This window comes from Streptomyces sp. NPDC016677, from assembly GCF_055562815.1.
The window spans coordinates 1-13,754 of record NZ_JBVHEO010000019.1 but is presented as its reverse complement, the minus strand read 5'-3'; the positions used below and the strand labels follow the sequence as shown (position 1 = coordinate 13,754).

At 72.9% G+C, this 13,754-nt stretch carries 12 protein-coding genes; 5 read left to right on the top strand and 7 right to left on the bottom strand.

Features of this window, described 5'->3' with window-relative positions; translation table 11 throughout:
- The first annotated feature begins 49 nt into the window (after nucleotides 1-49).
- From ACZ3IG_RS32255 to ACZ3IG_RS32245, 3 genes are all read left to right on the top strand, one after another.
- Nucleotides 50-1,003, top strand: a complete 954-nt coding sequence (locus tag ACZ3IG_RS32255) for an ROK family protein (protein WP_467436530.1) — start codon at nucleotides 50-52, stop codon at nucleotides 1,001-1,003.
- Between the two features lie 222 nt (nucleotides 1,004-1,225).
- Nucleotides 1,226-1,408 carry a hypothetical protein gene (locus ACZ3IG_RS32250; RefSeq protein WP_467436529.1) on the top strand — a complete coding sequence of 61 codons (183 nt, stop codon included), beginning with the start codon at nucleotides 1,226-1,228 and terminating at the stop codon, nucleotides 1,406-1,408.
- Nucleotides 1,409-1,548: 140 nt separating this feature from the next.
- Nucleotides 1,549-2,592 carry an NUDIX hydrolase gene (locus tag ACZ3IG_RS32245; protein ID WP_467436528.1) on the top strand — a complete coding sequence of 348 codons (1,044 nt, stop codon included), beginning with the start codon at nucleotides 1,549-1,551 and terminating at the stop codon, nucleotides 2,590-2,592.
- A 91-nt stretch (nucleotides 2,593-2,683) separates the two neighbouring features.
- On the opposite strand, the gene ACZ3IG_RS32240 is transcribed toward ACZ3IG_RS32245, so the two are convergent.
- Nucleotides 2,684-4,039 carry a M20/M25/M40 family metallo-hydrolase gene (locus ACZ3IG_RS32240; RefSeq protein WP_467436526.1) on the bottom strand — a complete coding sequence of 452 codons (1,356 nt, stop codon included), beginning with the start codon at nucleotides 4,037-4,039 and terminating at the stop codon, nucleotides 2,684-2,686.
- A gap of 217 nt (nucleotides 4,040-4,256) precedes the next feature.
- Here ACZ3IG_RS32240 and ACZ3IG_RS32235 point away from each other — a divergent pair, with 217 nt between their 5' ends.
- Nucleotides 4,257-5,561, top strand: coding sequence for a geranylgeranyl reductase family protein (locus ACZ3IG_RS32235; RefSeq protein ID WP_467436525.1), 1,305 nt, complete (start codon nucleotides 4,257-4,259; stop codon nucleotides 5,559-5,561).
- Between the two features lie 245 nt (nucleotides 5,562-5,806).
- Here ACZ3IG_RS32235 and ACZ3IG_RS32230 read toward each other — a convergent pair whose 3' ends face one another.
- Together ACZ3IG_RS32230 and ACZ3IG_RS32225 are read right to left on the bottom strand one after the other, a co-directional pair.
- The gene (locus tag ACZ3IG_RS32230) at nucleotides 5,807-6,541 is read right to left on the bottom strand and encodes a maleylpyruvate isomerase family mycothiol-dependent enzyme (protein WP_467436524.1); all 735 of its coding nucleotides are present in this window, start codon (nucleotides 6,539-6,541) and stop codon (nucleotides 5,807-5,809) included.
- Between the two features lie 64 nt (nucleotides 6,542-6,605).
- On the bottom strand, nucleotides 6,606-7,778 hold the full coding sequence (locus ACZ3IG_RS32225; protein WP_467436523.1) for an MFS transporter: 1,173 nt from the start codon (nucleotides 7,776-7,778) through the stop codon (nucleotides 6,606-6,608).
- A 117-nt stretch (nucleotides 7,779-7,895) separates the two neighbouring features.
- Here ACZ3IG_RS32225 and ACZ3IG_RS32220 point away from each other — a divergent pair, with 117 nt between their 5' ends.
- Entirely contained in the window at nucleotides 7,896-9,137 is a 1,242-nt protein-coding gene (locus tag ACZ3IG_RS32220; RefSeq protein WP_467436521.1) for an ROK family protein, read from the top strand.
- Nucleotides 9,138-9,176: 39 nt separating this feature from the next.
- Here ACZ3IG_RS32220 and ACZ3IG_RS32215 read toward each other — a convergent pair whose 3' ends face one another.
- From ACZ3IG_RS32215 to ACZ3IG_RS32200, 4 genes are read right to left on the bottom strand one after another with little or no spacing between them, the layout of a single operon-like run.
- Entirely contained in the window at nucleotides 9,177-10,553 is a 1,377-nt protein-coding gene (locus ACZ3IG_RS32215) for a GH1 family beta-glucosidase (RefSeq protein WP_467436520.1), read from the bottom strand.
- Nucleotides 10,554-10,585: 32 nt separating this feature from the next.
- Nucleotides 10,586-11,413, bottom strand: a complete 828-nt coding sequence (locus ACZ3IG_RS32210; protein ID WP_467436519.1) for a carbohydrate ABC transporter permease — start codon at nucleotides 11,411-11,413, stop codon at nucleotides 10,586-10,588.
- A 5-nt stretch (nucleotides 11,414-11,418) separates the two neighbouring features.
- Nucleotides 11,419-12,375, bottom strand: a complete 957-nt coding sequence (locus ACZ3IG_RS32205; protein ID WP_467436518.1) for a carbohydrate ABC transporter permease — start codon at nucleotides 12,373-12,375, stop codon at nucleotides 11,419-11,421.
- Between the two features lie 11 nt (nucleotides 12,376-12,386).
- Nucleotides 12,387-13,646 carry an ABC transporter substrate-binding protein gene (locus ACZ3IG_RS32200; RefSeq protein ID WP_467436517.1) on the bottom strand — a complete coding sequence of 420 codons (1,260 nt, stop codon included), beginning with the start codon at nucleotides 13,644-13,646 and terminating at the stop codon, nucleotides 12,387-12,389.
- Nucleotides 13,647-13,754 lie beyond the last annotated feature (108 nt).

Genomic DNA, 13,754 nt, shown 5'->3' with positions numbered 1-13,754 from the left:
AGCGCGACGCGCTCGTGTTGTCGAGGGCTGACGGGGAGAACCGACTCTGATGGACACCGACCTCGTGGCCGCGCTGGACATCGGCGGCACCAAGATCGCCGGTGCGCTGGTGGACGGTGACGGCCGGATTCTGGTGCGCGCCCAGCGCGCCACCCCCGCGCGGGAGCACGGCGACACCGTGATGGGGGCCGTCGAGGAGGTGCTCGGAGAGCTGACGGCGGCGCCGCTGTGGGCGCGCGCCACGGCGGTCGGCATCGGCAGCGCCGGGCCGGTGGACGCGTCGGCCGGCACCGTGAGCCCGGTCAACGTCCCCGGCTGGCGCGAGTACCCGCTGGTGGCCCGGGTCCGCGCCGCCGCGGGCGACCTGCCGGTCGAGCTGATCGGCGACGGGGTGGCGATCACCGCGGCCGAGCACTGGCAGGGCGCCGCCCGCGGCCATGACAACGCGCTGTGCATGGTGGTGTCGACGGGCGTCGGCGGCGGCCTGGTCCTGAACGGACGGCTGCATCCCGGACCCACCGGCAACGCGGGCCACATCGGCCACATCAGCGTGGATCTCGACGGCGACCCGTGCCCGTGCGGTGCGCGCGGCTGCGTGGAGCGCATCGCGAGCGGCCCCAACATCGCGCGGCGTGCCGTGGAGAGCGGCTGGCGTCCCGGGGCCGACGGCGACACCTCCGCCGCCGCGGTGGCCGCAGCCGCCCGTGACGGCGACCCGGTGGCCGTCGCCTCCTTCGAGCGGGCGGCGCGGGCGCTGGCCGCGGGCATCGCGGCCACCGCGACCCTCGTCGAGATCGACATCGCCGTGATCGGCGGCGGCGTGGGCAAGGCGGGCGAGGTCCTCTTCGCGCCGCTGCGCCGGGCCCTGGCCGAGTACGCGACCCTCTCCTTCGTACGGCGCCTGACGGTCACGCCCGCGCAGATGGGCACGGACGCGGGACTGGTGGGAGCGGCCGCGGCGGCCCTCACCAGGACAGCCGGCGTGTCGGCGGCGGGTGTCTGAGGCACGCGGCGGGGGGTGACGTGGAGGGCTGGGGAGTGGCGGGGGCCACGGCGGCCGGCGTTGCGCGGAGCGGCGGGTGTGACGGTGGCCGGCGTTCCGGGAAGCAGTGGGCGCGACACGGCGGGCGTTCGCCGTGGGACGCGCGACAGGCCCCGGGCGCCCGGCCGTGGCCGGGAGGGAACCGGCGGGTGACCTCCGGCCGCCGGAGCAGTTGAACCCGGCATGAAGAAGCGCAGCATGCTCGCCATCGCCTCCCTCGCCGCCGGCTTCGTGGTCGCGGCCGTCACTCCCTCGCACGGCCTGACTGACCTCCCCGTCGACCCGCACACCGCCACGGACGCCCTCGGCCACGTCGACATCGGCGAGGACGTCGGGGCCCCGCGCGAGGACGCCCCGAAGGACTGACCGGCGCGGAACCGGACCACGCGGCGCCGAGGCCCCGGCCGGGGGCCTCGGCGCCGCTTTCGCAGCTCCTCAACCCAGAGTGGTTTCCGTGGCAGGGTGGAGCGGGCAAGCCACAGGGGGCCAACAGAAGAGGGGGACCTGTGACCGTCGTCTGGATCAACGGCGCGTTCGGTGCGGGGAAGACGACCACCGCACGGGAACTGATCGACCTGATCCCGAACAGCACGCTCTTCGACCCGGAGGTCATCGGCGGAGCGCTGACACACCTGCTGCCGCCCAAACGCCTCGCCGAGGCCGGCGACTACCAGGACCTCCCGATCTGGCGGCGTCTCGTCATCGACACGGCGGCCGCCATGCTCGCCGAACTCGGCGGGACGCTGGTGGTCCCCATGACCCTGCTGCGCCAGGAGTACCGGGACGAGATCTTCGGCGGCCTCGCCGCCCGCCGGATCGCCGTACGGCACATACTGCTCACTCCGGCCGAAACGATACTGCGGGAACGAATAGCCCACCGCGAGGTCCCCCCGGACCTGCCCGACGGCGAGATGCGGGTACGGCAGTGGTCGTACGACCGGATAGAGCCGTACCGGGCCGCGCTCGGCGCCTGGCTGATGGCCGACGCCCACCCGGTCGACAACGGCGGTCTCACCCCGCTGGAGACCGCCGCCCGCATAGCCGACGCGGTCGGTACCGGCACCGCGTCGGTCTGCGACATCGTGCAGACCCCGGAACCCACCGCCGAGACGATCGCCGCCGGTGTCCTGCTCTTCGACGAACACGACCGGGTGCTGCTGGTCGACCCCACCTACAAGGCGGGCTGGGAGTTCCCGGGCGGTGTCGTCGAACGCGGCGAGGCCCCCGCCCGCGCGGGCGTCCGCGAGGTCGCCGAGGAGACCGGCGTCCGCCTCGACGACGTACCGTCCCTGCTGGTCGTCGACTGGGAGCCGCCGCAGCCGCCCGGGTACGGCGGTCTGCGGCTGCTCTTCGACGGCGGACGGCTCGCCTCCGCGGACGCCGGGCGGCTGCTGCTGCCCGGGCCCGAGCTGCGGGGCTGGCGGTTCGTCAGCGAGGAGGAGGCGGCGGGGCTGCTGCCTCCAGTGCGGTACGCGCGGCTGCGGTGGGCCCTTCGGGCGCGGGAGCGGGGTGCCGCGCTGTACCTGGAGGCGGGGGTGCCGGTCGGGTGACCTGTGCGGCTACGGAGGTGGTGGGGCTGTCGCTCGCCGGGTGCGGGCAGCTCCCGCGCCCCTTGAAGGGCGTTGCCCTTCCCGGCAGCTGTCAGTTGCCCGCGTAGTTCCGCAGGAACAGCGCCTCCGCCACCGACAGCCGCTCCAGTTCCTCCGGGGACACGCTCTCGTCGACGGCGTGGATGCGGGCCTCCGGCTCGCTCAGGCCGATGAGGAGGATCTCCGCGTCCGGGTAGAGGGCGGCGAGGGTGTTGCACAGCGGGATGGAGCCGCCCTGGCCGGCGTACTGCATCTCCTGGCCCGGGTAGGCCACCGCCATCGCCTCCGCCATGGCCTGGTACGCCGGGCTGGTGGCGTCGGCGCGGAACGGCTGGCCCTGGCCCACCTGTTCCACGGTGACCCGCGCGCCCCACGGCGTGTGCGCCTTCAGGTGGGCCCCGAGCAGCCCGACGGATTCGGCGGCGTCCGTGCCCGGCGGCACCCGCAGGCTCACCAGCGCCCGCGCGCCCGCCTGCACCGAGGGCGTGGCGCCCACCACCGGCGGGCAGTCGATGCCGAGCACCGTGACGGCCGGACGCGCCCAGATGCGGTCGGCGACCGTGCCGGAACCGATCAGTTCCACGCCGTCGAGTACCTTGGCGTCCGCGCGGAACTGCTCCTCCGCGTACTGGAGCCCGTCCCACGTGCCGTCACCGGCCAGCCCGTCGACCGTCGTCGAACCGTCCTCGGCACGCAGCGAGTCCAGCGTGCGGATCAGCGCCGCCAGCGCGTCGGGGGCCGCGCCGCCGAACTGCCCCGAGTGCAGGTTGCCTTCGAGGGTGTCGACCGCGACGCGTACGAGGGTCATGCCGCGCAGGGTCGTGGTGACCGTCGGCAGGCCGGCCCGGAAGTTGCCCGCGTCGCCGATGACGACGGTGTCCGCCGTCAGCAGGTCCGGGTGCTGTTCGGCGTACCGCTCCAGGCCGCCCGTGCCCTGCTCCTCCGAGCCCTCGGCGATCACCTTGACGTGCACCGGCACGCCGCCGTTCGCCTTCAGCGCGCGCAGCGCCAGCAGGTGCATGATGACGCCGCCCTTGCAGTCGGCGCTCCCGCGTCCGTACCAGCGGCCGTCGCGCTCGGTCAGCTCGAACGGCGGAGTGGTCCAGCCGGCCTCGTCCAGCGGGGGCTGCACGTCGTAGTGGGCATAGAGCAGGACCGTCTTCGCGCCCTCGGGGCCGGGCAGGAAGCCGTACACCGACTGGGTGCCGTCCGGGGTGTCGAGCAGGGCCACGTCCTCGAAGCCCTCGGCGCGCAGCGCGCCGGCTATCCACTCCGCCGCGGCCTCGCTCTCGCTCCTCGGGAACTGCTCGAAGTCGGCCACCGACCGGAAGGCCACCAGTTCGGCGAGTTCGGCCCTCGCCCTCGGCATCAGGGAGGCGACGGTCTCGGCGACCGGATTCGACGACATGGGCACGCTCCTTGTAGGTGCGACGTTGTACTGATGACCACTCCGCTGGCTGTTCCGCTTTATGCGGTGTTTGAGAGTGATCGTGCGGTGTGCGCGCGCCCTGGTGTGCGAGGGGCGCATACATTGCCGATCCTCCCACAGTGGCCTGCGGCGATGCCCACCGTAGGATGCGGAAGGACAGGTGCGGCATGCGGTTTGATCGGAGCAGTAGACCATCGTGAGCAGCGAGAACTCTTCGGCGGACGACGCGCGTCAGGTGTGGGACGTCGTCGTGGTGGGCGCGGGACCCGCGGGGGCCTCGGCCGCCTACGCGGCGGCGGTCGCGGGACGGCGCGTGCTGTTGCTGGAGAAGGCGGAACTGCCCCGCTACAAGACCTGTGGCGGCGGCATCATCGGACCCTCGCGCGACTCGCTCCCCCCGGGCTTCGAACTGCCCTTCAAGGACCGTGTGCACGCGGTGACCTTCTCCCACAACGGGCGCTTCACCCGTACCCGCCGCTCCAAGCAGATGCTGTTCGGGCTGATCAACCGGCCCGAGTTCGACCAGCAGCTCGTCGAGCACGCGCAGAAGGCGGGCGCCGAACTGCGTACGGGCGTGACGGTGTCGCGGGTCGAGCAGCACGGGTCGGCGGTCCCCGACCGGCGCACGGCCGCCGTCGTGCTCCAGGGCGGCGAGACCGTGCTGGCCCGCGCGGTCGTCGGCGCGGACGGCAGCGCCAGCCGGATAGCCGCGCACGTCGGCGTCAAGGTCGACCAGGTGGATCTGGGCCTGGAGGCGGAGATCCCGGTCCCGGAGCCGGTCGCCGAGGACTGGAAGGGCCGGGTCCTGATCGACTGGGGCCCGATGCCGGGCAGTTACGGCTGGGTCTTCCCCAAGGGCGACACGCTCACGGTCGGGGTCATCTCGGCCCGCGGCGAGGGCGCGGCGACCAAGCGCTACCTGGAGGACTTCGTCGGCCGGCTGGGCCTCGCCGGCTTCGAGCCGAGCATCTCCTCCGGACACCTCACCCGCTGCCGCGCCGACGACTCGCCGCTCTCCCGCGGCCGGGTGCTGGTGTGCGGGGACGCGGCCGGACTCCTGGAGCCGTGGACGCGGGAGGGCATCTCCTTCGCCCTGCGCTCGGGACGGCTCGCGGGGGAGTGGGCGGTGCGCATCGCCGAGGCGCACGACGCCGTGGACGCCCGCCGCCAGGCCCTGAACTACGCCTTCGCCATCAAGGCCGGGCTGGGTGTCGAGATGAGCGTCGGCAAGCGGATGCTGGCGGCGTTCGAGCGCCGCCCGGGGATCTTCCACGCGGCCCTGACCGGCTTCCGGCCCGCGTGGAACGCGTTCCGGGACATCACCCGGGGCTCGACGACGCTGGGCGAGCTGGTCCGCAACCACCCCATCGCCCAGCGCGCCCTGACCGGGCTGGACCGCCGGCCGGCCGCCGCCACCGCGGGGGCCGGGGCGGCCGGGGAAGCCGAGAAGACCGGACCGGACGGGCCGGCCGGAGGTGCCGAAGAACAGGCCGGCTCCTGACCCGCGTTCCCTGAGCCGGGCGGGCGTCGGGCGTCGGCGTACTTCCCCGGGAGCGGACGTGACCGCCCCGCGCGGGTGGTGACGCCCGGCCGGGGCGGCCGGCGTCACCGGGAGTCTTATTGGTGTCCTCCGGCCGGACGACCCGGTACGGCGGGCCCCGGCCGGGCGAGCCCCCTCAGCCCAGCCCTTGAATTGAGCCCAACCCCTCAACCCAGCCCTTGAGCCCAGCTCCTCAACCCAGCCCCTCAGCCCACGCCCGACGTCCGCCGCCACAGCTCGGCGAGGGAGGCGTCGCCGGTGACTTCCGGGAAGGGCTGCCGGTTCCACAGCGCGAGGTACAGCCGGTCGGCGGGGCCGGTGAGTTCGCACTCCGCGTCCCCGGCGTCGCCGCGCTCGGTGACGGGCGGCTCCCGCGTCACCCGTACCGTCCACACCGCGTCGGCCACGTCGGTCGCCCGCACCCGCAGGACGCGGGGTTCCTCGCTGCGGACCCGGCTCTTGGCGCGGCCGTGCATGCCGCCCAGCAGCTCGTCGATGCCGTCCGCGGCGAACTCCGCGTCGAGCGCGGAGGGAACGCTGCCGGCCGCGGACTCGGCGTCGAACCGGTGCACGGCGGTCTCGTGGGCCTGCCGCCGGGCCCAGAACGCCAACGGGGTCGGCGCGGGCAGGAAGTGCCAGCAGTGGACGTCCGGCGGCGCGGTGGTGAGCGTGTCGACCAGCCGCCGGTGGCTCTCGCGGTACCAGTCCGTGAGCGCGGTGCCGTCCAGGTCCGGCGGATCGCCCATCGGGCGGGGAGAGGTCTGCCCCTGGGCGACGAACGACGCCGCCCAGCGGTGCACCACCCCAGTGTGTCCGACCAGGTCCCGCACGCGCCAGCCGGGGCAGTGCGGGACCTCGGCGTCACTCCCGGCCGCGTCGGCGGCCGAGGCCAGCAGCCGGCCCTCGCGGTCCAGGAACTCGATGAATCGCGCAGTCTCCATGAGCGCTGAGTCTGTCGGACGAACTCACTCGGGAGGAACGGGTTTTCGACAGCTGGGACGGCCCTCAGCCCGGCGCCATCACCCGCCGGTTGCAGACCGCGATTACCACCGCCACCCCGGCCAGCACCGCGACGCTGGTGAGCGCGGCCGGCAGGGAGAACCAGTCGGCCATGAAGCCGATCGCGGGCGGCCCGAGGAGCATGCCCCCGTAGCCGAGCGTGGAGGCGGTGGCGACACCGGCGGGGCCGCCCAGCGCCCCGGCCCGCTCCACGGCCACCGGGAAGATGTTGGCGAGCCCCAGGCCGGTGACCGCGAATCCGAACAGCGCCGCCCACACCGAGGGGGCCAGCGAGCCGAGCACCATGCCGGCGACGGCGACGGTGCCGCCGGCCACCACGGCCGGGGCCCGGCCCAGCCGCTCCAGCAGGGCCGTACCGGTCAGTCTGCCCACCGTCATGGCCAGCGCGAAGCACGAGTACCCCACTGCGGCGACGCCCGGCGAGGCGTCCAGGTCCTGCTCCAGGTGCAGGGCGCCCCAGTCGGCCAGGGCACCCTCGCCGTAGGAACTGCACAGGGCGATCAGCCCGAAGGTGACGACGAGACGGCGGGTCCGGGGGTCCGCCCTGCGCGGGGCCTCGTCGTTCCGGGGCGAGCGGTCCGGCGGCACGAGCGGTGCGCAGCGCAGCAGGACACGCCCGGCGACCAGGGTGACCAGCAGCCCGGTGACGGTGAGGCCGAGCAGGTGCCACAGCGGGGACAGCGACCCGGCGACCAGTCCGCCGAGCCCGGCCCCGACCATGCCGCCCAGGCTGAACGCGGCGTGGAAACTGGGCATGATCGGCCGGCGCAGCACGTTCACCAGATCGACGGCGGCGCTGTTGAAGGCGACGTTGATCCCGCCGTAGGCGCTGCCGAACACGAGGAGTACGGCGCCCAGGGCGAGCGCGGAGTGGGTGAGCGGCGGCAGGGCGACGCTGAGGCACAGCAGGACGGCGCAGACCACGGTGACCGGATGGCTGCCGTAACGGCGGCAGAGCCGTCCGGTCAGGGGCATGGTGACGACGGCGCCCGCCGACACCCCGAGCAGCGCGAGCCCCAGGGCGCCGGCGGAGGCGCCGGTCTGCTCCTTGATGGCGGGGATGCGCACCACCCAGCCGGCGAAGACGAAGCCGTCGAGGGCGAAGAAGACCGTCAGGACGGTCCGGAGACGGGTGAGGTCGGTGCGGGGACCCGGCACGTCGTTGTGCGAACGGGTTTTGTTTATCGGCGGCACAAAGTGAGAGTAGGAGCACCCTCCGGACCGGGCAAGGGTCCCGTCCCGGCCGCTCCCGCGTCGCATACGCTCGACAGCACGATGATGAACAACCTGACCCCCCTGGAGCCGAAGGCCGACAAGGCCACGGTCAGACGGCACAACCTCAGTCTGGTCCTGAGGGCCGTGCACGACGCGGGGGAGGCGACCAGAGCCGGGGTCGCCACGCATGTCGGACTGACCCGGGCGGCGGTTTCCTCCCTGGTCGAGCAGTTGCTGGAGTACGGCTTCGTCACCGAGTGGGGCAAGACCAGCAGCGGCCAGGTGGGCCGGCCCGGCACGGTCCTGAAGGTGTCCCGGTCCGGCCCGGCGGGCCTCGGCGTCGAGATCAACATCGACTTCATCACCGTCTGCGTCGTCGACCTCGCCGGCACCGACCGGGTGCGGCTGGTGGAACACGTCGACAACCGGGGCGTCCAGCCCTCCGAGGTACTGGCCCGCGCCGCCCGGCTCGCGGCCCGTGCCATCGGCTCGGCGGCCGAGCAGGACCTCACACCGGCCGGCGTGCATGTCGCGCTGCCCGGCCTGGTCACCGGGGGCAGCGTGCGCCAGGCCCCCAACCTGGGCTGGCAGCGGGTGGCCGTCGAGGGACTGTTCGCCCAGGCGCTGCTCGCCCTGCGCCCCGACCGGCGCGCCCTGCCGGTCAGCTCCGACAACGAGGCCAACGCCGCCGCCCTGGCCGAGCTGTGGTTCGGCGCCGGCACCGAGGGGGTGCGCAGCTTCCTCTACCTGACCGGCGAGATCGGCATCGGCGGCGCCTTGGTGCTGCGCGGCGAACTGCTGCGCGGCGCGCACGGCTTCGCCGGGGAGATCGGGCACATGGTGGTCGACCCGGACGGCCCGCTGTGCCGGTGCGGGGCGCGCGGCTGCCTGGAGCAGTACGCCGGTCAGGGCGCCCTGCTCACGGCCGCCGGCATCGACGCGGACACGGGCGTGCGGGGCGTGGCGGAGCTGGGGCGCCGCGCCCGGCGGGGTGACACGGCCGCGTGCTCGGCGATCGAGCGGGCGGGACGGCAGCTCGGGGTGGTGGTGTCGGGGGCGGTCAACCTCTTCGACCCCGAGGCGGTGATGCTCGGCGGTGTCTACCGGGAGCTGAGCGAGTGGCTGGCCCCGGCCGTCGACCGCGAACTGGCGCTGCGGGTGGTCTCCGGGCTGTGGACCGAGGACGGCAAGCGGCTGCGGGCCGCCTCCGGTCTCGGGGACGCGGCCCGGGGCGCCGCCGGGGTGATCGTCCGCGAGGTGCTGGAGGACCCGGCGGCGTACGCGGAACGCGGCGGAGCATGAGGAAGGGGGCCGCCCCGCCGGGCGGCCCCCTCGGTCACCTCACCGCCGGTGGGCGGCGATCAGCTCCTGGTAGAAGCGGTAGCTGTCCTTCGGTGTGCGCTCCTGCGTCGCGTAGTCGACCCGGACGATCCCGAACCGCTTGTCGTAGCCGAACGCCCACTCGAAGTTGTCGAGGAGCGACCAGACGTAGTAGCCGCGGACGTCCACGCCCGCGTCCATCGCCGCCTTCAGCGCGGTCAGATGGCCCCGCAGGTACTCCACCCGGTCGGTGTCGTGCACCGCGCCGTCCTCGGCGACCACGTCGTCCTCCGCCGAGCCGTTCTCCGTGATGTGGACCGGCGGCAGCGCGTCACCGTACTGCTTCTTCAGCTGCACCAGCAGATCGGTGAACGACTCCGGCACCACCGGCCAGTTCATCGCCGTGTGCCGCGCCCCGGGGAGCCTGACCTCCTCGTACCGGTTGTCGGTGGCCGTGCGCAGCGCGGGGTCGGGCTCGCGGTGCGGGGCGTCGGCGACCACGATCGGCCGGTAGTAGTTGATGCCGAGGAAGTCCAGCGGCCGGGAGATCAGCTCCAGGTCGCCGTCCCGCCGGAAGTCCGCCCCGGTGATCAGCTCGCCCCAGGTCTCCTCCTCGGTGGCCGGGTAGCGGCCGGCGAGGATCGGCTCGGTCCACACCAGGTTGTGCTGGGTGTCCGCGCGGACCACGGCCGCGAGGTCGGCGGGGGAGTCGGTGGCGGGCAGGTTGCGGTCCAGGTTGAGGGTGATGCCGACCTCGCGCACCCCGGCCGCGCGCAGCGCCTTGACCGCCAGGCCGTGCCCGACCAGCAGGTGGTGGGCGGCGGCCAGCGCGCCCCGGCCCTCCTTGGCGCCGGGCGCGTGCCGGCCGATGGAATAGCCGAGGAAGGCGCTGCACCACGGCTCGTTCAGCGTGATCCAGCGCGGCACCCGGTCACCGAGGTGCTCGGCCACGACGGCCGTGTACTCGGCGAACCGCTCCGCCGTCTCCCGCACCCGCCAGCCGCCCCGGTCCTCCAGGGCCTGCGGCAGGTCCCAGTGGTAGAGGGTGGCGGCCGGCTCGATGCCCGCCTCCAGCAGCTCGTCGACCAGCCGCGAGTAGAAGTCCAGCCCCTTGGCGTTGACCGGGCCGCCGCCGTCCGGGACGATCCGCGGCCAGGCGATCGAGAACCGGTACGAGTCCACGCCCAGCTCGCGCAGCAGCGCCACGTCCTCGGGGTAGCGGTGGTAGTGGTCGCAGGCCACGTCACCGGTGTCGCCGTTCGCCGTCAGGCCGGGGGTGTGGCTGTAGGTGTCCCAGATCGACGGACCGCGGCCGTCCTCGCGTGCCGCGCCCTCGATCTGGTACGAGGCGGTCGCGGCACCGAACACGAAGCCGGAGGGGAAGCGTGGGGAAGTCATGCCTGCGGAACCCTTTTCCTTCGGTGTGGACGTCACTTGACGGAGCCCCCGGTGATACCGGCGGCGATGTACTTCTGGGCGAGGACGAGCAGGACCGCCGCCGGGACCGCCGACAGCACGGACGCGGCCATCACCGAACCCCAGTCACCGACGTGCGCGCCGATGTACTGGTAGATGCCGAGGGTGACCGGCTTGACCTCGTCGGTGGTGTTCAGGGTGAGCGCGAACATGAAGTCGCTCCACGAGAACAGGAACGCGAACAGCCCCGAGGTGATCAGTGAGTTGCGGCTCATCGGCAGCACCACCCGCACGAACGTCCGCACCGGCCCGGCCCCGTCGATCTGCGCCGCCTCGATCACCTCGCCCGGGATCGACACCATGAAGGAGCGCATCAGCACGATGGAGAACGGGATGCCCAGCGAGGCGTCCGCCAGCATCAGGCCGAAGTAGGAGTTGACCAGGCCCAGGTCGACGTACGAGTTGTAGAGCGCGTTGGCGATGACGATGCCCGGCACCATCTGGGTGATCAGCGTGCCGAAGACGATGGTCTTCGAGCCGCGCAGCCCGAACCGGGCCAGCCCGTAGGCGGCCGGCGCGGCGATCGCCAGGCAGATGACGACCGCGCCGAACGAGACGATCAGCGAGGTCAGCAGGTGGCCGCCCTGGTCGCTGATGGCCTTGGAGAAGCCGGACAGGTCCAGGCTGCCCGGCACCGGGTCGACCTTGAGCAGGCCCGACTCCGGCTGGAGCGCGGTGTTGAGCATCCAGTACAGCGGGAAGAGCATCACGCACAGGATCAGCACACCGGCGACGGTGGAGCCCCAGCGGCGCCTCGGTGCCGTGGTGGTCTGCGAGGCCATGGACGTCACTTCCCCTCGGTGCGGTTGGCCCGCAGGTAGAACACCGCGAACACCGCGGAGATCAGGATGAGTACGTTGCCGACGACCGCGCCCGCTCCGAAGTCGAGCTGGACGAAGGAGTTCTGGTAGGTGAGCGTGCCCAGGGTCTGGGTGGCGTCGGCCGGTCCGCCGTCGGTGAGGGCGAGGATCAGGTCGAGGATCTTGACCGTCGACATGAAGCCGAGGACGAGCACGACCGTGACCACCGGCTTGAGCATCGGCAGGGTGACGGAGCGGAACGTCCGCCACGCGGAGGCGCCGTCCAGGGCGGCCGCCTCGTGCAGTTCCTTCGGGATCTCCTGGAGACCGCCGTACAGGATGACCATGTTGAACGGGATGCCGATCCAGATGTTGACCAGGATCACGGAGAGCAGCGCCATGTCCGGGCTGGTCAGCCAGGGGGTGTGGCCGCTGCCCAGGCCGACGGTGTCCAGGAAGGTGTTCAGGACGCCGGTGTCCTGGTCGAGGATGCGGCGCCACACCACGCCGGACACCACCATGGGCACCAGCCACGGCAGCAGGATCAGGGAGCGCAGGACGCCGCCCAGGGGGAAGCGGCGGTTGAAGAACACGGCCAGCGCCAGGCCGATGCCGAACTGGCCGGCCAGCGAGCCGGCCGTGAACACCAGCGTGTGCCACAGGGCCTTGCCGAACAGGGCGTCCTGGAAGACGTTCGACCAGTTGTCGGTGCCGTTGAACGGGGACTCGCCGGTGAAGAAGGTCTTCGGCGTGTAGTGCTGGAAGCTCATCACGACGTTGCGGACGAGCGGGTAGCCGAAGAACAGCAGCATGAAGACGACGGCGGGGGCGACGAACCCCCACTGGGTGAGCCGGCGCCGGCGCCTGAGCCGGTCCGGATCGGGAGCGGTGGCCGTCTTCGGCTCTCTCGGGGCCGGCGTCGCGGTGACGGTGGAGGTGGTCATGGTCACGTTCCTCAGTTCCCGCTCGTGGCCCGCTGCTGGGCGCGCTTCAGTGCGGCCTCGCTGGACTGGCCGGTCAGGGCGGACTGGAAGGCGCTCTGCAGGGCGAGCGACACGCCCGACCAGCCCGCGCCGAGCTCGGCGGTGCGCGACCGGGCCGCGGCCACCTGGTCGGCGAGCGCGTCCAGCTCCGGCACCCTCTCCCGCCACACCGCGGCGGCCTTGGCGTTGGCCGGGACCATCCAGCTGTTGAGCGCGTACGTCAGCTGTTCCTTCTGGCTGGAGAGACAGGCGACGATCTTACCGGCCGTCTTCTCCCGCTGCTCGTCGCCGGTGTTCGGCACGGTCAGGATGGCCCCGCCGAGCGGACCGACCGAGTCGTCACCGGCCTCGGGCACCGGTATCTGGGCGATCTCCCAGTGCAGCGACTTGTCCGTGTTCAGGGTCTCCACCTGCCACGGGCCGTTGATCATCATCGCCGCGTTGCCGGCCATGAACTGGTCGTTGACGTCCGCCTGCGTCCAGTTGACCGTCGACTTCGACAGCGAACCGTCCGCCAGCAGCGCCTTCCAGTAGTCCAGCGCCTCGGCGACCTGCGGGCTGTCCAGCTCCGCCTCGTCGCCGCCGTTGGACCACATGAACGGCATGAACTGGAAGACGCCGTCCTCCGCGCCGCCCGCGCTGAGCGCCAGCCCGTACCGCTTGCCCTCGGTGAGCTGCTTCGCCGCCGCGCGCAGTTCGTCCCACGTCTTGGGGACCTCGACGCCGGCCTGGTCGAGCATGTCCTTGTTGTAGAAGAGCGCGAGGGTGTTCACGGAGCGGGCGGCGCCGTAGTAGGTCCCCTTGTAGGAGCCGAAGTTCACGATGCCCTCGGGGATGTCCTGGGTGCTCAGGCCGAGGGTCTTGAGATCGACCAGGCCGCCCGCGTCGGCGAACGTCGGCATCTCGGACGCGTCGAACTGGACGACGTCCGGCAGCGACTTGGAGGACGCCATACGCAGCGCCTTGGTCATGACCTGGGCGGCGGGGACGCTCTGCTGCTCGATGGTGACGCCCAGCTGCTTGCCGCAGCGGGCCATCGCCTCGGCGTCCCAGCGGTGGTAGGACTCGTCGGTCGAGGAGTTCATCACGGTGTACACATCGGGGTCGCGTTGCTGTCCGCAGCCGGTCAGCGCCGCCCCGGCGACCAGGACGGAGACGGCGGCGAGCGGGGCTGCGGCTCTGCGTGAGCGACGGCGCCGGCGAGGTCCGGCGGCCGGAGGGTGTGCTGTCACGGTGGGTGCCCTTGGGTGCGAGGGGGTGCCGGCCCGCCCGCGCGACCACGGTGTCACGGGGCGGATGGGGGAGGTCCGCGGGCACCGGCCGACCCGCGGAGCCGGGGG